Raw genomic sequence first — 19,112 nt, forward strand, 5'->3', positions numbered from 1 at the left:
TCGCCTTCATTGACCGATTCCGCCGTTTCCAAATCCCAACCCCCGAAGACCGGAAACATTCGGGAACTGCAGGCAGGTCTACTGGCTCATGCTTCATCCTACTCCGGCCCTTCCCGCACAGACAGCCCTGAGGGACCCGACTGAGCAGTGGTCACACCGTTTCGTTCACATTTACAGTTGCGGGGACAGCTCCGGTTTTTCACCGGATTCCCTTTTCAGCTTCCCGAAGGAGCACCTGCATCCCACAAAACACAACATATTGAGTTTTAGTAGATGTACAACCCCATCATATCGAATCTATGTCTCGTTGTAAATAAAAAATCCGAACCACGGTGGGATCGGATCATGCGAAACTCATGCACGAGATATTATTGTTGTTGGGAGTCTTTCACATACTTGACGGGGACTTGTCCTTCATCTTGGAAAACGGTCAATTCCACCGTCTCTGTCAGGATGTCGGCGTAACTGTAAGAAACGCGTTCAAAGGAGTGTTGATCCTCGTCCAGTTTGACGATAAACACGGAAGGGTATGTCTCTTCGAGAACCCCGCTGCGTTCAATCGTTTTGCGACGTCCACTGTTGGCCTTCAACCGGATTTTTTGACCGATATAGCCATCCAAGGTCCGTTTTATTTCAGACAGCGCATTCCTACCCATTTAGCTCGACCACCTCACTCAATGAGAAGTATATCACAAATGAGGTGTAATTGTCAAAACGTGAATTATAGCAGGGGTTTAACCCTTGTGTCAACGGGTAAATCGGTAATTGACAATAAAAGTTCCTTCTCGATAAAATCCTGTCTCCGTCGACATTCCTGAGAGATCTCCTCATTTGGTGAAACGATCCGCCACGGAGCTGGCGGCATAGGCATCCGGTTTGATCTTTGCCGTGTAGCCTACGGAGGTGACCCAACCCACCACTTCTTGAATCAGTTTCCGGGTCTCTCCCCTTCGCCCGACATCCAGGTGAATTTCCACCGGCAATTCGAGAGAGGCCCCGAGAAAACCCTTCTCTTTCAATCGTTCCATCAGAGCCAGACTGTATTCCGTCTCTTTGTAGATCCGATAGCGGAGATCCAGCAGGGGGCGGCTCTTCTTTTTGGAATAGTAGAAGAGGGCTCCTTTTCCCACCCGGTGTATAATGATAGCGGTAATGAACAGCGTCTCTTTATGGTTCGTCTGGGAGTCTGTTCCGATCACCATTTTATAAACAGCATTTCGATCCTCTTCAATATAGGCATAAATCTCGGATATCATTCGTTCCAGGCTGATCCGGCCCCTGCGTGGATGATAGAACTGCAACTTCCATTCGCCTCCGAGGTTCCGGGCGTTGCCGGCTAGTTTTCCCTGCTGGTTCAGTTCCTCGCTACTTCATCCAGTCGATTGGTCACCAAAGCAAATTCCTCCAACGAGAGAGTTTCCCCCCGCCGTTTGGGGTCAATCCCCGCTTCCAACAGCACACGGGAGATGATTTCCTTCCCCTCCCCAACAACACCCGTGCTCAAGGCGTTTAGCAGTGTCTTACGCCGCTGGCCGAAAGAAGCCCGGATCACCCGAAATAACAGAGCTTCATCCCGGACTTCCACCGGTGGACGCTGCCGGATGTTCAATCGGATCACAGCGGAATCCACCTGGGGCTGGGGAACAAAGACATGGGCCGGAACCCTGGTGACCCATTCCGTTTCAGCATAATACCGGGTGGCAACCGTGATGGAGCCGTAGGCCTTGCTTCCGGGGGAAGCGGTCAGACGCTCTGCCACCTCTTTTTGAATCATGATCACAATTCGGTCCAGAGGAAGTTTTTCCTCCAACAGCCGCATCAGGATCGGAGAGGTGACATAATAGGGAAGATTGGCCACTGCACAGATGGGGTTGCAATTTCCCAGGTGATCCCGCAACAATCTGGAGAGATCCAAACTCATCACATCCCCGTGAACGATATGAACATGGGGTTGCCCTGAGAACAGACTGTTGAGAACCGGAATCAGCCGATCGTCCAACTCCACTGCAACAACCTGACCGGCTGCCATCGCCAATCTTTCGGTCAGAGCCCCGATTCCCGGACCAATCTCCAGCACTCCGGCTTCCGGCCCGAGTCCCGCAGCTTCCATCATTTGATCAAGTATACGCCGATCTGTGAGGAAATGCTGACCCAGGCTCTTTTTCAACCGCAATCCCCGTTCCGCCAGCAACTGACGTGTCCGTCCGGCGATGCCGACCTCATCCATCCGCTCCACCCTTTCCCACTCGTTTCAGCGCATCTTCAAATTCCTCTTCAGTGATGTGAAGGAGATGAAGACGCCGAAAAAATTGCTTGGCGTTTCCATAACCAATCCCCAGGACTACGGCAAGCTCTTCCCGAAGCAGACGGGATTTTGGGTCACCGACGAGCCCCGCTTCCAGGTATCTTTCCCAGGAAACACAGGTGGAAAACACCTCTCCTTCTTCGCAACGGGCCTTTGTCAACGCCCGTCGGATCGCTTCCGGAGCAGCATGTTCCACCCCGAGTCCATGCTCCCCCGTCGCCTCCTCCCGGGTGAGAAAGGCATGTTTGCAACCGGGCACCGCCCGGGAGATGATGCGCCGGATCCGCTCCCCGGCTCCATCGGGATCGGTCAGGACAATCACCCCCCGTGTGTCCCGGGCCCGCTTCACTTCGGCGATCACATCCGGACCCACCGCCGACCCCCGGGTCTCAATGGTGTCAGCCCGGACCGCACGGCGGAGAGCTTCTGTATCGTTCCGTCCTTCCACCACAATCACTTCTTTAACTGATATCTGTTGAATCGTCCCCACCCTTTTCCTATATAACGAGAACGGTGATTTCTCCATCACTGTCCTTCAGTTGATCCTGTTGCATCCTCGATCCGAAACAGGCGGTTGGCATTTGCAAAGGTTTGGCGAGCCACCTCATCCACGGACATATTCCGCAGTTCTGCGATTTTCTCCGCCACCAACCGGACATAACCTGATTCATTTCGCTTGCCCCGGTGGGGGTGGGGAGCAAGATATGGAGAGTCTGTCTCCACCAACAGACGGTCCAAGGGAACCTGTACGGCGATCTCCTTGGGGAGCTTGGCGTTTTTAAAGGTGACGGGCCCGCCCAGCCCGATGTGAAAATTCATGTCCAGACATTGGCTGGCGATCTCCCAACTTCCGCTGAAACAATGCATGACTCCGCCCACTTCTTCCGCCTTTTCCTCCCGCAGGATCCGGATTACATCATCATCTGCCTCCCGATTGTGGATAATGATGGGCATGTCCAACTCCCGGGCCAGACGGATCTGTTGGCGGAAGACACTCTCCTGCACTCCTTTCGGAGACTGGTCCCAGTGATAGTCCAATCCCATCTCACCCAGTGCCACCACTTTGGGATGATCACTCAAAGATTCAATCCAATCCAACTCCTCCACTGTGCAGTGGATGGCGTCGACAGGATGCCAGCCCACGGCTGCATAGATAAAATCATGGGTTTCCGCCAGTTTTAAGGTCTCTTCAATCGTCTTTCGGTTAAAACCGACATTGAGAATCCGGGTGACCCCCTGCTCTCGTGCCCGTTGAATCACCTGTTCCCGATCTTGGGCATATTGCTGATCATTCAAGTGTGCATGACTATCAAAAAGCATGGGCTCCCTCCTGTCTCCATCGGAAAATAAGAAGCGATTTCGTCTACCGTTTTCATCGTGGAAGGTGTTGTGATTCAGAGCGTTACGGGCCAGTCGGTCGAGCATTGCAACACTCCTTAAAGACCGACCCTCCCTGCGTCAGACGGATCAGCGGAACAACAGCTTAAAATCGCGCAGGGGCTTTACTTTGATATCCGCCCGTCCCACCACTTCGGACACCTTGATGGCCCCGAGGTCCCGGCTGTCCCGACTGTTGGCCCGATTATCTCCCAGAACGAACAGATGTCCCTTTGGAACCACCGTCTCCGGCATCCTCTTGATTTGCGGACCTGTAAAAGAGTCTTTGCGGATATACGGCTCTGTCAGCGGTTTGCCGTTTCGAATCACGCGTCCCCTTTCCACGGAAATGCGATCCCCCGGTTTTCCGATCACCCGTTTGATAAAATCCCGATCGTCATCGGTGTGAAAAACCACAATATCTCCGTATTGCGGCTCGGATACGTGATAAATCCACATATTTACAATCAGCAATTCTTCCCCTTTGAAGGTGGGGTACATCGATTCCCCATGCACCTCATAAGGGGCAAACAGAAAAACCCGGACCACAAGCATAAATATTGCCGCTACCAAGATCGCGGTAAACCATTCATTAACCGCTCTTCTCGCTCTCTTTCCCAACCTGACCCCTCCAAGCTCTCTCGTATCAGGCCTGTTGATCCGCCAAATCCCGGGTGAGGGAACGTTCAGCCACGTGACCGTTGCATCCGGAACAAGCCACCTGGGACCGCCTCCCTTCACGGTCTCCCTCAACAGTACACAACTCCCTTTCCAACACCCATTTTCCTGTTCATCAACAGCCCTGCTTTCGTGGTATCTATTTTTCTTCGACTCCCGGCAATCCTGCACCTGCCACCCCCTCCCGACTTCCGGGAATTTTGTGCAAAAGCCTGGAAACGGAAGAAAAAGATCCCCGCCGGTGGGCCGTCGGCGGGGTGGTGCATCATTTCACCCGGGTCCCGTTGGGGATGTCACCGGATACGGTGGACAATACGAGATGGTCCCCCTCCTCGGCCGCCAGCACCATGCCCTGGGAGAGCTCCCCCCGAAGTTTGACAGGCTTCAGGTTGGCAACCATGATCACCTTCCGTCCCACCAATTCCGAAGGCTCATAATACTGGGCAACTCCAGCCACCACTTGGCGGGTTTCAAAACCGAGATCCAGTTGCAACTTCAGAAGCCGATCGGCTCCCTTCACCTTCTCCGCGCTCTGAACTTGGGCCACCCGCAGGTCCACTTGATTGAAATCCTCAATGGAGATCACAGCCGCCTCATCGGCCTGCTTTTTTCCTTCCTTCTCTTCTTTTTCATCGATAACAGTATTCACAGGTGTCCCCCCCATCATCCGGACAATCGCCACAGCTTCTTCTTCCACATCGAGCCGGGGAAAGAGGGGTTGTTGCTTATTGATTTTTGTGCCGGCAGGATAGGATCCGAAACGGTACAGGCTGTCCCAGGAAGTGACCTCTCCGGGAGCGATGCCCAATTGCTCCCACATCCGGGCCGGAGTCTGCACCAGAAACGGTTGAATGAGGATACTGACCATGCGCAAGCCTTCCACCACATGATACAGAACCGACCCCAAACGGGATTTTCGGGCCGGATCCTTGGCCAATTCCCAAGGCATGGTCTCCTCCAAATAACGGTTGGTGCCGCGAACCAGCTCCCAGATGGCGATCATCGCGACAGAGAACTGCAGATTTTCCATGGCCGCTTCCACCTTCTGCACCGTCGACTCGGCCAATTGTTCCAGCTTCTCATCTTCTGGTGTCAACTCCGAAAGACGTTGGGGCACCACCCCGTCGGAGTACTTTTGGACCATTGTCAGGGTACGGTGCAACAGGTTTCCCAGATCATTGGCCAGATCAGCGTTGGCCCGTTCTATAAACCCTTCAGGTGTAAAGACGCCGTCGGAACCGAAGGGAACCTCCCGCAACAGATAATAACGCAACACATCCAATCCGTAGCGGTCGATAAGCGGAAGCGGATCCACCACATTTCCCTTGGATTTGGACATTTTGCCGTCTTTCATTTGAAAAAACCCGTGGCCGAACACCTTTTTGGGGAGCGGCAGGTCCAGAGCCATCAGCAAGATGGGCCAGATCACGGTATGGAAACGGATAATATCTTTCCCCACCAAGTGCACATCCGCAGGCCAATAGGTTTGATATTTGGAATCCCCTTCCGTTCCATAACCGAGGGCGGAGATATAGTTGGTCAGGGCATCGATCCAAACATACATCACATGCCCGGGATTTCCCGGTACCGGAATCCCCCAATCAAAGGTGGTCCGGGAGACGGCCAAATCTTCGAGGCCCGGTTTGATGAAGTTTTGAATCATCTCGTTTTTTCGGGATTCCGGCTGGATGAATTCCGGATTTTCCTCATAATACTGAAGAAGGCGATCCGCATATTTGCCCAGGCGGAAAAAATAGGATTGCTCCCGGACCTTTTCCACGGAACGGTGACAATCGGGACAATTCCCCTCCTCCAGCTGGCGCTCCGTCCAGAAGGATTCACAGGGAGTGCAGTACCACCCCTCATACTCATCCAAATAGATGTCCCCCTGGTCCAACAGACGCTGAAACAACTGTTGGGCCACCTTTTTGTGCCGATCCTGGGTCGTTCGGATAAAATCATCGTAGGAGATCTCCAACTTATCCCACAATTTGCGGATTCCCTTAACGATCCCGTCCACGAACTCCTGAGGTTCCATCCCCTGTTCCTTCGCCCGGCGCTCTATTTTTTGGCCGTGCTCATCGGTTCCGGTCAAATAGTGGACATTGTAACCCCTCAACCGCTTGTAGCGGGCCATGGCGTCCCCCGCCACCGTCGTGTAGGCGTGACCGATGTGCAATTTGTCATTGGGGTAATAAATCGGGGTCGTAATATAAAAAGCAGGCTTGGTCATCGAGGAATCACTCCTTTGATTCACAAATCAAAAACCTCCCACCCGGTCATGGGGCGAGAGGTTTCCTCACGCGTTACCACCCAACATTCGGCACCCCCTCACGGCAGGCACCCTCCATCAGTGATCACACTGGTCCGTTAATGCCGGATACACCCGTCCTTACACACCCCCATGGGCTTGGGGACGGGTTCTCAGGGGCCATCTTCACCCTTCGCTCCCATACCGGCTTTCACCTGTTCCGGCTCTCTGTCATGGATGCTCATGGGCTACTCTTCCCCGTCTGCGAATGTTTTGATTCAAGTTTAGTATCCATTATAAACAAATCCAGGACATTTGATCAACCGGAGTGAAAAAGAGTCAACCCCTGTTTCCGATCCTGTCATAACAAGTGGCGAAGGGGGACTCTTTTTTCAGAATCCGGCCCGCCGCCGCCAAATCATTCAATTCTTGCCGCAACCGATTCACCCCCCAATCGAGACCGCACTCCCGATTGATGAGCCCGACGGTTTCCACCAAATCAGTGTCAAAGAAAGGCAAACGATCCTGAATCGCATCGAGAATGCGCCTTTCCCGTTCCGCATGGACTTGTTTCAATTCGTCAAAAGGATTGGTGACATGAGGACTGCGGGTATAGGCTGCCCGGATCCGGACAAAGACCGTCCGTCCAAAAACTGCCGAAGAGACGAAAGCATCGCCGGAACGCAGATAGGGCAGGCGCTTTCCCTCCTCAGCGGTCAGGTCTGTCTCTTCCCGCAATGTGGCAATATCGGTTCCCCTGACGGTGCGGAAGACAAACTTTGTGTTGAGCTGAGCGGTGATCGTCTCATCCAGCAAAGTGGGCCGCTGTGTGGCCAGGATCAGAAAAGCACCGTATTTCCGCCCCTCCTGTGCGATCTCCTTCAAGACCGCTTTGGGAGGGGAGTCCACCCCTTTCGGGGCAAAGTTGTGAGCTTCGTCCGTCACAATGACAAAGGGCGGAAAAAAGATTCCCTCTTCCCCGTTCATGCGGGCGTCCTTGTATTCCCTCCGTTTCCGGTAAAGAGACCCGATCACATAAGTGGAAAACACTTGCAATATCCAGGAATCCCCTTGGACAACAACCAACCGTCCCTGTTCCAGCCCTTCCTCGATCGGACGGATATCCCGCTGAAACAGACCTGCCTTCTCCAGACGGTTGAGACGCCATTGAACGCCCTTGAGAGAGGACAGAGGGAGGCTGCCGTACTGTTGGTGCAAATCGAGGAGATCCTTGATCCGCTCCACATCTGTCGGTGTTAGATCCTCCTCCCTGAGCCGCCGGTTCAATCCCTGAGCCCCCTCTTCAATCGCCTGGGCCACATTATTGAGACGATCACTGAAGGTGGTGAAGTGATCTCTCCGCCGGTGAAGAGTTTGCACCACGTTGACCATAGATTCCGACAGGCTTCCACCGGCGGCCCCGATCAGACTTACCACATCCCGAGTGTTCAGATCGGTAAATCGGATTCCCACCTCCTGTCCCACCTGCACCGCCCGCCACCGATCCCCGAATGAGGGGGACACCCCAGCGAGATCAGGGGATACTTCCCCGAATTGCATTTCAAAATGGGGATCGAACACCAAGGTGGGAATCGCCAGCTTCATCAATTCCTCCAGAACCACCCGCAGCCCGAAGGATTTACCCGACCCTGACCCTCCAAAAACCCCGATATGGGGGTATTGCTGCATGGATTGAATATCAAAAAGGAAAGGTACCCCTGTCTGAGCTCGAAGCTCCCCCTCCTCCAGCAGATGAACCCGGTCCCTGAGATCATCGTCCACGCTCTCTCCCAAGGATTCCGTTCCCCGGATCTCACCCAACACCAAGCCTTGATCCGGAGACGTCTTCACCAGCAGGTGACGCACTTCATCAAACCGTGGTGCCCGCACGACACACCCCGTCCGGACCGGATGAGATGCTTCGGAAAACAGCCGCAGTTTGGCCAGATTTACCTCATCAGATCCGATATCATATCCGATCTGTTCCAGGGAACGGATCACTTCCGTGTCGATAATGGACTTGTCCAGCCCCATGGGGATCAACCGGTTGTAAGACAGGGTCTCCACCACTTCTCCCCGCGGATTCCCCAAGTTTCCGTCTTCAATCACCAAAATTTCATTGATGCGAAATTTGCGGTCTTTGGATGCCACATACACTTCCTGTTGTGTCGTCACGCCCACCACTTGCAAGGGATCCACTCCTCCTCTCACAATCGATCCCGGTCACAGAACCCGGTCGCTTCGTTTGGGAACCAAAAGCCGGTGACGAAGGTCCGGATCGATGTACTGTTCCACCATGCCTTGTACCAGAGCATCCGTCACCCTCACTTCCTGATCGACGATATCCAGCCAGAGAGGAATGCCCCGCCCTTGGGCCGGAGTGAGACTGTGGACCAGTCGAACCATGTCCCCGCGGGCCTCCGACTGGCTTAACAGACCATCCACTCCCACCGGTTGCGGGTGTTTGGAAGGGGAGAGAACCGCCTTCCACAAGCCGGTTCCCGGGGGATCCATTTCAGCGGAAACATAAACCTCTCCCGGCTTCATCACCCCAAACAGAATTTCCCGGTCGGAGTAATTCCCTTGTTCCGGGAACAACGTGCGTGCCAGGCTTTTGGTTTCGATCTCCTCGGAAACCCCCACCAACAACACATCGGCCTGTTCCGCCGCCTTGACCAGCTCTTCCCACGCATCGGCATGATCGATCAAAAAATGAAGGAGTGAACCATCCATCATCACCACCCGTGGAGTCCAGTTGCGGATGGCATAAAGGGCTACCTGGATCTCCAGTCCGGCCAACAATCTGCCCCGGTGCTTCGCCTCCCGTGCCAGTTGGCCCTCGGCCCCTTCCTCTTCTTCCTCCAGCAAGGGGGTGTACAGATCGGCAGACCATTTCTCTTCTCCCCGGGTTCCTTTGGCCAGGGCCTGGAACACGGAGAGGGTGTGAGGATGGGTCCCCGGAGTGGTGTTGACTGATCCATCCACCCCCACCAGCGTCCGCTCACCCAACCATTCTTTCATCTGTTGCCCATCCCATTTCTCCGCCATGTATATGCGACCGATCGATGTCAGTCGATCCCGGATTCCATCCCGGTTGAACAGATCCCGGGGATAAGCCCGCCGCAGATCCCTGTTCGTCTCTTCCAGCTTTTGCTTCAGCTCCTCAGACAGCAAAAGCACCTCCACCCCTCCCATCCGGTACTAACACACCACGATGTTATCTATCTCTTTGCCGCTATTCCTTTCTTTCCTCATTCTACTTGAAAAAGCCTTTCCCGCAAACGCAGACAGAGCCAAAAACTTCTCCCTTCTGACCTGACACAAACAAAGATCCAAAAAAATTTTCTATCTCATTATAGTCTGTTATATTGACTGTAATGGGAATCGCTGGTATGATGATTTTGACATCGTTACTGTCGAATTTTGACGGGAGCGAGACCAAGACCAAAAACAGACCAAAAACTGAGAGGGGAAATTCGCAATGCTCAAATCTACTGGAATTGTCCGCAAAGTTGATGAGTTGGGTCGTGTTGTCATCCCGATCGAACTGCGTCGCACCCTGGGGATCGGCGAAAAGGACGCCCTTGAAATTTATGTCGACGGCGAGCGAATCGTGTTGAAAAAATACGAACCTGCATGCATTTTTACAGGGGAAGTGGACGAGACTGTCCGCTACAAAAACAAGGTGGTCAGCAAGAAGTGCATCCAGGAAATGTTTGAACTGCTGAAAGAAGAAGAAGGCGTAAGAGCCTGATATATCTGTCACTAAAAAGTCTGAGAAAGCATTCTTCCCACACATTATCCTACTGAACCACATGGTGCGGTGCTCCGTTTCAAAAAGGACCTCCTGAGGGAGGTCCTTTTTGAAATTATATACAAATTTCATAGTTTAGACAATCTCTTGGGAGAGGGAAATCATCCATGTCGTCCCATTTGATTCAGGATCCGTTCTTTGAGCAACTCGGAACGGGTTCCGAACACCGCCTGATAATTTCCGGGCCCCACACGGATCACTCCCGATGCACCCAGTTTCTTCAACCGGTCTTGATCCAGCTTGCCATCATCTTTCAAAGTCATTCGGAGCCGGGTAATACAAGCATCCAGATCTTCAACGTTCTCCTCACCGCCGATGGCCTCCAACACCCCTTTCGCCAAAACCGTCAGTTCATCCTGACCTTCTTTTGCATCGCCGGGGGCTTCAACTTCCTCCCCGACATCTACATCATCTTCCCTTCCTGGGGTGGGCAGGTTGAATTTCCTGATGGCAAAACGGAAGACTCCGTAGTACACCAGACCGTAAACCAGGCCGACCGGGATGATGAGCCATCCTTTGGTGGAGAGGTGAAAATTGACCACATAATCGATCAATCCGGCGGAAAACCCAAATCCATGTTTCACGTCCAGCAGATACATCAAGGCCATGGATGTCCCGGTCAACACTCCATGGATCACATAAAGAACCGGAGCTAGAAACATAAATGCGAATTCTATCGGTTCCGTGATTCCGGTCATGAAAGCAGTGAGAGCCGCACTCCCAAGCACCCCGGCCACGGCCGCCTTCCGGGAGGGTTTGGCTTCATGGATCATCGCAAGACAGGCGGCCGGAAGTGCAAACATCATGATCGGGAAAAAGCCTGCCATAAAAATGCCCGCAGTGGGATCCTCGGCGAAAAAGCGGTTGAGATCTCCCGTCACTACGTCCCCAGCGGCATTTTGAAATTTACCCAACTGAAACCAAGCCAAGGTGTTGATGATATGATGAAGGCCAAAGGGAATCAGAATCCGATTCAATAATCCGTAGCCGAACAATCCCACCGCACCGGCTCCGATCACTCCGTTTCCAGCTGCTTCAATCGCATCCTGAACAGGAGGCCAGATGAAGCGGAACAGGATCCCCAACAGAAACATAGCAAAAGATGTGACGATGGGAACAAAGCGGCTGCCCCCGAAAAATTGAAGCCAGTCCGGCAGTCGTATATCGTGAAAACGTTTAAACAGATATGCGGTAACCAGACCGGTGATAATCCCGCCCAAGACTCCCATCTGGTCGATTTTAACCTGCCATGCCGGATTGTCCGGGGCCGAGACATTCATACCCACAATGGAATTGAGCACCAGGTACCCGGCTACTGCAGCCAACCCTGCCGCTCCGGAATTGCCACTCAAACCGATGGCCACACCCACGGCAAACAGGATGGGGAGAAAACCCAGAATCCCGTTGGCGCCGGTAATCATGGTGTTTCCGATCTCAGTCATCCAGGTGATGGCCGTTTTGTCGGCAATGGTATTGATCAGCACCCCCAGAGACATCAGCAACGCTGCTGCCGGCATGACCGCGATGGGCAACATCAACGCTTTACCAACCTGCTGCAGCTTTCCCAACAGCGCTTTCACTTTTTGATTACACCCCCAAGAGTTCAGATTGCTACAATGGTATGTGGTTCGTCCTGAATTTAAACATACTGTGCCAGTCGAGACTCTTTTCCTTTTACAGATTCTATACCTTATGGCCTAATTCCTTTTAGGGTGTGTCTGATCAAATCATTGCCGGGGTCGGGCCTGTGTCTTTGGACGACTGTCTCCGATCTTAGTGCATAGCAAGATTTTATGCTCCCCTGAGTGTAAAGGCTCTCCGCCAATCACACCGGACTCTTCTTACACAGCACATCATAGGTGAACCAGACATGTCCAAAGGGGTTGTGAATGAGTGCTGGCCGGGTTGGGTTTCAACACGACCTTTTCGTTGTTCTGAACTTCCAAAATCATTCCATGTGAAACCCAATCCTCCCTGTGAGCGGCTTTTCACAATGCTTCTAATACCACTTTGAAATGTCGAATGTACGCAAAGTGATGAAGTCAGACGGTGACGACATCCGTTGAATGAAAAATGAAAATCGAGGGAAGGAAAAATCCCCCTCGATCGATCAATCATCCGTCTCCCGGTGATACTCATTGTACACTTCCCGTTTGGGAAGAGAGCGTTCTGCCGCCGTCGCTTGAATGGCCTCTTTTTTGATTTTCCCCCGACGGATATGCCAATCGACATGTTCCCTCACCGTCAAAGCCTGCCACCAGGTTACATCCGGGCCATTTTCCGCCCCGGTCCCATCGGAGGACGCCCCCTCCACCACCACGGTCCATTCTCCCCGGGGCTTTTCCTCCTCCAACTCTTGAAGACATGCAGAAAGATTGCCCCTCATCCACTCTTCGTGCTTTTTCGTCAGCTCCCGGGCCAGAGCTGTCTTCCGATCTCCCAATACTTCCATCACATCTTTCAACATCGGGCGGATTCGGTGAGGCGCTTCGTAAAAGATCAGGGTGGCGGGAGTCTCTTTCCATTTGGTCAATTCCGTCATCCGCTCTTTGGAGTTTCTGGGGAGAAACCCAATAAACAAAAAAGGCTGTGGCGGGAGTCCCGAAGCGACCAACGCGCATAAAGCAGCGTTGGCACCGGGAACAGGAATCACAGGAATCTCCGCTTCAACCACCTGGTGAATAAGTTCCTCCCCCGGATCTGAAATTCCAGGCATCCCCGCATCACTCACCAATGCAATGCTCTTTCCCTCCTGCAACCGGTCGAGAAGAAGAGGGAGGCGGGTCAAGCGATTATACCCGTGATAACTGATCATCGCAGTTGAAATCCCCAGATGAGACAAGAGCTTTCGCGTATGTCTAGTATCCTCACAGGCGATCAGATCCACTTCTCCCAATATCTGCTTGGTCCGTACACTGAGATCCCCCAGGTTGCCGATCGGTGTCCCCACCACATACAAAACTCCGCCGTCGGTTTCAAAACTCTTCTGTCGCTTCATCCGCCGGCCTCCTTTGAATCATCTCCAATTTCTTAGTCCGGCTCATCTTTTTGATCTCCCGCTCCCGCCGGAGAGCCTGGGAACGGGTGATCCCTGTCTCCAACCATTTCAGGGTGAAAGGTCCCCTGCCCCGTGTGTATTTTGCTCCGGTTCCCTTTCGGTGGTGTGTAAGCCGTTGTTTCAGATTGTTGGTGATTCCGGTATAGAGTGTTCCATCACCACATTCCAATATGTAGACCACATAATTTTTTTCCACTGATCCCTCATCCTCATCCAAAGTAGAAAGAAGTGCCGGTAAACCGGCACTTCAGTCATCCTCTTGAGATGTCTTGTTCAAAAAGGAGAGGCAAAACAAGCAGTCACCATCCCCACGCATACTTCCGTAATGGACATTGCAAATATGAAATCCCTCATGATAGAGACGGGCCAGATTATCATGTCCTTCACCGGCCGTCTCCTGGGAATCGGGTTCCGTTTTCCCTGTTTGTTTTTGTTCCAGCTGTTCCTGCAATGCCTCATTTTCCAGAACCAGCCGTGTATTTTCCTCCAACATTTGAACGATTTGCAGCTTCAAACCACCCAATTCTTTATACAACTCTCCGATTTGATCTTCAATTCGGGTCATCCGGGATAAAATGGCCTGCTTGTCCAAGCCCCCCACCTCAATCACCCGCTGTCTGTTCAGGATCGCCCAGGAACGGGGCTCTCTCCGTCAGTTCCCCAAGGAAGGTTGGTTCATTTAAGCCTGGGCCTTCACGACTTCCGCCGGATGTTCCACTCTCCGGCCTGAGTCGGCCAGCTCCACCTGCACCCGACGTTCCAACAGATTCAACACCACCACCCGGCCGACACCTTCTGGAGTGGTCACCCGGGTGCCAATATCGGGCATCATCTGCTTGGCCTCTACATAGGTGTCATTTTCAAATTTGAGACAACACATCAAGCGACCGCACAAGCCGGAGATCTTGGCCGGGTTCAAGGAGAGATTCTGATCCTTCGCCATTTTGATCGATACCGGCTCAAAATCCCCCAGAAAGGACGAACAGCATAAAACCCGGCCACAGGGGCCGATTCCACCGAGCATTTTGGCTTCGTCCCGAACCCCGATTTGGCGCAATTCGATTCGAGTCCGGAACACCGATGCCAAATCACGGACAAGCTCCCGAAAGTCAACCCGGCCGTCGGCGGTGAAGTAGAAGATGATCTTGTTACGGTCAAATGTGTACTCCGCATCTACGAGCTTCATCTCTAAGTCGTGGTTTTGTATCTTTTCCTCACAGATGGATAATGCTTCTCTGGCCGCTACCAGGTTTTTCTCCATCTGTTTCACATCTTCCGGAGTGGCAATCCGGAGCACCCGCCTTAAGGGTAAAACCACCTCTTCTTCGGTTACGTGGCGGATTCCGATGACAACCGTCCCAAATTCGATCCCCCGGACGGTTTCGACAATCACTGCTTGATCCTTCCGAACCACCAAATCATTGGGATCAAAATAATATATTTTACCCGCTTGTCTGAAACGGACTCCTACGACTGACAGCATGTTTGGGTCCCCCCTGCATGGCCAGCACCATGCTCTCCAACACTGCCTGGGGTTGAACGGGGCCTGTCAGGGCCTGTCTCGCCTGAATCACCGCGTCCATCCCATTCAGCAAGCCGGAGATGGTCCAGCGGGATGCTTGGTGCCGACGGGATTCTTTCCATCCGACAAACACTGAATCTCCTCTGATACCCAGACGCATTTTCAACAAGTCCCTCAACCACAAAAGGGACAGATCCAACAAAAGCTTCATCTCTTCCGGGCCAAAATCAGTCAACCAAACCGTCTGGATCTCCACCAGAGGATTTGATTTGCCGGAGGGGATCTCCCCCATCCATTTTATCATTCGCTCGCAAAAAGGGGCAAACTTATCGTCCCCTGCTAATTCACCCGCCGCCTCCACCCCAAAGACCAAGTGCGCTGCGATCCTCGCATTTGCCGGATCCATCCCACCTTCGACCAACGAGGATTCAATCATTGCCGGAGGCAGGGGACGAAAACGGAGCAATTGACAGCGTGAGAGTATCGTGGGGAGAAGGGAATGGACTTGTTCAGTAATGAGGATCGCCACCATCCGGGCCACAGGCTCCTCCAAAAATTTCAAAAGACTGTTGGCCGCCTGAAGAGTAAGCGTCTCCGCCTGATGCAGGATCACCACCCGGGTGACGTCTTCAGATGGAGAAAAGGAGAACCGCCGTTGCAATTCCCGTACTTGATCGATTTTGATGGATGATCCTTCCGGTTCCAACATGGTGATATCAGGATGATTTCCATTGGAGATTCTTCTGCAGGATCGGCAACGATCACAGGGTGCCAGCGCTTTGTTTTCACAATTGAGCGCTTTGGCCCATTCGATGGCGGCCTTTTTTTTCCCGGCGCCCTCAGGCCCTGCAAAACAATAGGCGTGGGCGACCCTTCCGTTCTTCAAAGCGTTTTGCAGTAACCGGATCACCCGGTCTTGTCCGCGAATCTCTTCAAAAGACATGGTTCAGCCCCCGCTTTTTTCCTTCAAAACTGCTCAAACCGATCGACGGGAAGGATAAAGACCGTGGCACCGCCCACTTCCACTTCTACAGGATAGGGGACATAAGTATCGGTATTTCCCCCCATGGAAGAGATCGGAGCCATCATCTGTTTACGGGAACTGCAGTTCTCCTTGATAATTTGCAAAACCGCGTCCACCCGATCATCTTCGATTCCGATCAAAAAAGTGGTGTTGCCGGATTTCAAGAACCCCCCAGTGCTGGCCAGCTTAGTGGCCCGGATATTATCCTTCACCAAGGCGTCGGACAACCGGTTGCTGTCTTTATCCTGGACCACCGCTATTACCATCTTCATCCTAAACCATCCTCCCGCAAGGCAATTTTTTCACCCAGCGTTTTCTCAAGATCCATCACAATCCGGCGGAAAACCTCATCGGCTGAAAGGGTGCCGTCTATGATGCAAAACCGCTCCGGATGAAGAGTAGCCAAATGGTGAAATCCGTCCCTGACCTTTTGATGATAAGCCTGTCCTTTTAATTCGATGCGGTCCCTCGAAATTCCCCTTCCTTCCAACCGACGGAGACTCTCTTCCAAAGGGAGGTCCAGCAAATAAGTCCGATCGGGAAGCAGTCCCGCGATAGCCACCTGATTGACCTGGAGCACATCTTTTGGGTTGGCTCCGGCACTGTATGATTGATACACCATACTGGAATCCACATACCGGTCACAGAGTACCGTCCATCCCTTTTCAAGAGCGGGTCGGATGACCTCTTCCACCAATTGCGCACGGGATGCAGCATACAGGAGCAACTCTGTCCGAAGAGACATCTCTTCCGATCCAGGGTCCAGCAGAAGCTCCCGAATCCGATCCCCGATCGGTGTTCCGCCCGGTTCGCGGGTGGTTATGCAAGAGAGTCCCCGCTTTTCCAGAAAACGCTTGAGCCGTATTGTTTGCGTGGACTTTCCGGCACCTTCTGGTCCTTCAAGGGTGATAAAAAAACCTTTCACAGCGTTCCTCCAACAGATGTTTACTATTATTTTATCACGTGCAGACCCGGGGGGAAACCGGGGGTCACCCCCCGGACACGTCCACCTTTGTCAAGTATGTGAAGGATGTGTCGGATCTGTTCCGTACTTAAAATCTCACCCGGCAACACCACCGGTACACCAGGTGGATAGGGGATCACCATCTCTGCAGCCATCCGCCCCTCCGCTTGCGGAAGTGGAATGGTTTCCCCCGAAATCAACCGGAGACGATCCCAGGATAAGTGGCTTTCACTCAGCACCGGAAGGTGGGGAATCGGATGGTGAGGGGATTCTTCCCATTGAGGAATCGCTTGATCCAACCGACGCAGAGCCCCGATCAACCGAACGGCCTCATCCCTTTTCATTCCGGGAGACAGGACAAACAACACCTTTTCGTGATCCGCCAGTTCCGGATCGATCCCTCGTTTCTCCAACCATTTCTGCATCCCATATCCCGAGATCCTCCGGTCGGCCCGGATGCTCAATTTCAAAGGATCACTTCCCGATTTCGTATCCTCTTTCAAATGCCTCATCCCTGCCAAATGTTCACGGATGAGCGAAGCCTGATTCAAGGTTTTTTGCAGTTCTCCTTGACCCATCTTTACCATAAAACGCCGTGCCAGGTCGAGTGAAGCCATGAGAGGATAGGATGGACTGCTGGACTGGATCATCCCCAATCCTTTGGCCACAAGTCCCCCATCGATTCGATTTCCTTTAAGGTGAAGCATGGATCCCATGGTCATCGCCGTCAACATTTTGTGGGTGGATTGAACCACCCCATCCGCCCCTTGAGTCAATGCCGGCGGGGGAAGATGGGGATGGAATCCAAAATGGGCACCATGGGCTTCATCAACCATCAGGGGCAATCCATGACGATGGCATACTTTTGCCAATTGGGAAATTGGTTGCACTCTCCCAAAATAATCCGGGCTGGTGAGGAACACCCCCTTCACACCCGGATGACGAAGAATCGCTTCCTCCAAGTCTTCTCCGGTTATTTCTCCCCCCAGGGGGGCATCTCCCCTTCCTGAAAGGAAAACCGGACGGACACCGGCAAGGTGGCAACCATTGAAAACAGATTGGTGGGAGGCACGATGGATGATCAACTGATCTCCCGGTTGGCAGGAGGCTAGAATCAGACTGATGTTGCCCGCAGTGCACCCTCCCACCAGAAAAAAGGTCCGATCGGCACCAAATGCAGCTGCAGCTAATTCCTGTGCCTTTCGAATGACTCCCTCGGGTTGATGCAAGTCATCCAATGCTGCGATCTCCGTCAGATCGATTGTGAGGAGATCCCCAAAGTGTTCCCGTCCCAACGGATCAAAAGTCTTTCCTTGTTTATGCCCCGGTACATGGTAGTTTCCTCTGTTTTGGTCTTTATGAAAACAAAGAGCTTCAAACAGTGGTGCTTCTTCCTGATTCACCGTCTCCCCTCCAAAAAAGAGACGGGAACTGTTTTACAGTCCCCGCTCGATCTGGTTCTTTCCATCCATCCATAACAGCTTTAAACGCGTAACAAAATATGGATACTTCTGATCCTTCACATCGGTCTTGACGATTTCCTGTTCACATGCTTCGCAAATAAACCCGTCCAGAACTCCGATTCCTTGTTCATGCCATTCATTACACACGATACAGCGGATCCGATCATTTTTATCCAAGATCGACCCACCTTTTCAAGTTTTTAATCCATTGTTCCCCAATTCCGATCCATTTATACACGTGCCCATTGTATCCGGATGGAAGTGAGTAACGGGTCAACTCAGCCGAGAGTATACCATGAGCGGAAGCGGGGAAAAACAAGGGTACTCTTATCCAAGTCCGTAAACTGAGGAAAGAAAGGCAAGTGCAAAACCATGGCTGAACATATGGCACAATGGATTCTACAGGGATATATCCCGGTTTTGGCCATCATCAAAGGTGTAATTTATTATATTCGCTCGCCTCTGGAGTGAAAACAAAAAATTGGATGGTCATGGCCGGAACTGCAAACACCCCCCGGATCCAACTGGATCCGGGGGGTGTTTTCCCACGATCACACCGCAGGCACTTCTTTCAGATTGCCTGGCAACGTCCTACTCTCCCAGGGGCCTGCGCCCCAAGTACCATCGGCGCTGGAGGGCTTAACTTCCGTGTTCGG

The 19,112-nt window shown here is 52.7% G+C and carries 21 protein-coding genes, 1 rRNA gene, 1 riboswitch and 1 other annotated feature; of the genes, 1 reads left to right on the plus strand and 21 read right to left on the minus strand.

The features are described 5' to 3' along the window. Positions 1-54 precede the first annotated feature (54 nt). Positions 55-254, minus strand: a riboswitch (cobalamin riboswitch). A gap of 114 nt (positions 255-368) precedes the next feature. The 10 genes from veg to IEV46_RS13295 all read right to left on the minus strand — a co-directional run bounded on the left by veg (position 369) and on the right by IEV46_RS13295 (position 9,791). Then, positions 369-656, minus strand: a complete 288-nt coding sequence (gene veg / locus IEV46_RS13255) for a biofilm formation stimulator Veg (RefSeq protein WP_188433031.1) — start codon at positions 654-656, stop codon at positions 369-371. A gap of 171 nt (positions 657-827) precedes the next feature. Further along, entirely contained in the window at positions 828-1,301 is a 474-nt protein-coding gene (locus tag IEV46_RS13260) for a ribonuclease H-like YkuK family protein (protein ID WP_188433032.1), read from the minus strand. Between the two features lie 53 nt (positions 1,302-1,354). Next, positions 1,355-2,227: a 16S rRNA (adenine(1518)-N(6)/adenine(1519)-N(6))-dimethyltransferase RsmA gene (gene rsmA, locus IEV46_RS13265; protein WP_188433033.1), complete on the minus strand. Its 873-nt coding sequence runs from the start codon at positions 2,225-2,227 to the stop codon at positions 1,355-1,357. Next, complete coding sequence (rnmV, locus tag IEV46_RS13270) at positions 2,220-2,831, minus strand: ribonuclease M5 (RefSeq protein ID WP_188433034.1); 612 nt, start codon at positions 2,829-2,831, stop codon at positions 2,220-2,222. Before rnmV ends, rsmA begins: the two co-directional genes overlap by 8 nt. Beyond that, a complete protein-coding gene (locus tag IEV46_RS13275) occupies positions 2,831-3,625 on the minus strand; it encodes a TatD family hydrolase (RefSeq protein ID WP_188433053.1) in 795 nt (264 codons plus the stop codon). Before IEV46_RS13275 ends, rnmV begins: the two co-directional genes overlap by 1 nt. A gap of 147 nt (positions 3,626-3,772) precedes the next feature. Further along, the gene (lepB, locus tag IEV46_RS13280) at positions 3,773-4,303 is read right to left on the minus strand and encodes a signal peptidase I (RefSeq protein WP_229736111.1); all 531 of its coding nucleotides are present in this window, start codon (positions 4,301-4,303) and stop codon (positions 3,773-3,775) included. A gap of 25 nt (positions 4,304-4,328) precedes the next feature. Next, entirely contained in the window at positions 4,329-4,457 is a 129-nt protein-coding gene (locus IEV46_RS18355; protein WP_268235904.1) for a hypothetical protein, read from the minus strand. Between the two features lie 168 nt (positions 4,458-4,625). After that, positions 4,626-6,593 carry a methionine--tRNA ligase gene (metG, locus tag IEV46_RS13285; RefSeq protein ID WP_188433035.1) on the minus strand — a complete coding sequence of 656 codons (1,968 nt, stop codon included), beginning with the start codon at positions 6,591-6,593 and terminating at the stop codon, positions 4,626-4,628. Between the two features lie 46 nt (positions 6,594-6,639). Continuing rightward, positions 6,640-6,885 (minus strand) — a binding site (T-box leader). A gap of 65 nt (positions 6,886-6,950) precedes the next feature. Next, a complete protein-coding gene (locus IEV46_RS13290; RefSeq protein WP_308420310.1) occupies positions 6,951-8,795 on the minus strand; it encodes an ATP-binding protein in 1,845 nt (614 codons plus the stop codon). Positions 8,796-8,834: 39 nt separating this feature from the next. Then, positions 8,835-9,791: a DNA double-strand break repair nuclease NurA gene (locus IEV46_RS13295; protein WP_188433037.1), complete on the minus strand. Its 957-nt coding sequence runs from the start codon at positions 9,789-9,791 to the stop codon at positions 8,835-8,837. A 301-nt stretch (positions 9,792-10,092) separates the two neighbouring features. Between IEV46_RS13295 and IEV46_RS13300 the strand changes: the two genes are divergently transcribed. Further along, positions 10,093-10,365, plus strand: coding sequence for an AbrB/MazE/SpoVT family DNA-binding domain-containing protein (locus IEV46_RS13300; RefSeq protein WP_188433038.1), 273 nt, complete (start codon positions 10,093-10,095; stop codon positions 10,363-10,365). Between the two features lie 161 nt (positions 10,366-10,526). Here the strand turns inward: IEV46_RS13300 and IEV46_RS13305 are convergent, their stop codons facing one another. The 11 genes from IEV46_RS13305 to rrf all read right to left on the minus strand — a co-directional run. Beyond that, positions 10,527-11,996 carry a PTS transporter subunit EIIC gene (locus tag IEV46_RS13305; protein WP_229736119.1) on the minus strand — a complete coding sequence of 490 codons (1,470 nt, stop codon included), beginning with the start codon at positions 11,994-11,996 and terminating at the stop codon, positions 10,527-10,529. 539 nt (positions 11,997-12,535) lie between these two features. Further along, positions 12,536-13,423 (minus strand): 16S rRNA (cytidine(1402)-2'-O)-methyltransferase, encoded by an 888-nt coding sequence (rsmI, locus tag IEV46_RS13310; protein WP_188433039.1) that lies wholly within the window; start codon positions 13,421-13,423, stop codon positions 12,536-12,538. Next, a complete protein-coding gene (locus tag IEV46_RS13315; protein ID WP_229736113.1) occupies positions 13,401-13,679 on the minus strand; it encodes a GIY-YIG nuclease family protein in 279 nt (92 codons plus the stop codon). Before IEV46_RS13315 ends, rsmI begins: the two co-directional genes overlap by 23 nt. Positions 13,680-13,730: 51 nt before the next feature. Continuing rightward, positions 13,731-14,075 (minus strand): DNA replication initiation control protein YabA, encoded by a 345-nt coding sequence (gene yabA / locus IEV46_RS13320; RefSeq protein WP_188433041.1) that lies wholly within the window; start codon positions 14,073-14,075, stop codon positions 13,731-13,733. An 87-nt stretch (positions 14,076-14,162) separates the two neighbouring features. Next, complete coding sequence (locus tag IEV46_RS13325; protein WP_188433042.1) at positions 14,163-14,966, minus strand: PSP1 domain-containing protein; 804 nt, start codon at positions 14,964-14,966, stop codon at positions 14,163-14,165. Beyond that, a complete protein-coding gene (holB, locus tag IEV46_RS13330; protein ID WP_188433043.1) occupies positions 14,926-15,948 on the minus strand; it encodes a DNA polymerase III subunit delta' in 1,023 nt (340 codons plus the stop codon). The genes IEV46_RS13325 and holB overlap by 41 nt, the downstream gene beginning before the upstream one ends. 23 nt (positions 15,949-15,971) lie before the next feature. Then, complete coding sequence (gene darA / locus IEV46_RS13335) at positions 15,972-16,301, minus strand: cyclic di-AMP receptor DarA (RefSeq protein ID WP_188433044.1); 330 nt, start codon at positions 16,299-16,301, stop codon at positions 15,972-15,974. Then, on the minus strand, positions 16,298-16,954 hold the full coding sequence (gene tmk, locus IEV46_RS13340; RefSeq protein WP_188433045.1) for a dTMP kinase: 657 nt from the start codon (positions 16,952-16,954) through the stop codon (positions 16,298-16,300). The genes darA and tmk overlap by 4 nt, the downstream gene beginning before the upstream one ends. 26 nt (positions 16,955-16,980) lie before the next feature. Continuing rightward, positions 16,981-18,396: an aminotransferase class I/II-fold pyridoxal phosphate-dependent enzyme gene (locus tag IEV46_RS13345; protein ID WP_188433046.1), complete on the minus strand. Its 1,416-nt coding sequence runs from the start codon at positions 18,394-18,396 to the stop codon at positions 16,981-16,983. A 33-nt stretch (positions 18,397-18,429) separates the two neighbouring features. Beyond that, on the minus strand, positions 18,430-18,633 hold the full coding sequence (locus tag IEV46_RS13350) for a sigma factor G inhibitor Gin (protein ID WP_188433047.1): 204 nt from the start codon (positions 18,631-18,633) through the stop codon (positions 18,430-18,432). A gap of 401 nt (positions 18,634-19,034) precedes the next feature. Next, positions 19,035-19,112: ribosomal RNA gene (gene rrf / locus IEV46_RS13355) — 5S ribosomal RNA — on the minus strand; the annotation flags it as partial.

Origin of the sequence: Kroppenstedtia guangzhouensis (genome assembly GCF_014637345.1) — a bacterium.
GTDB lineage: Bacteria > Bacillota > Bacilli > Thermoactinomycetales > DSM-45169 > Kroppenstedtia > Kroppenstedtia guangzhouensis.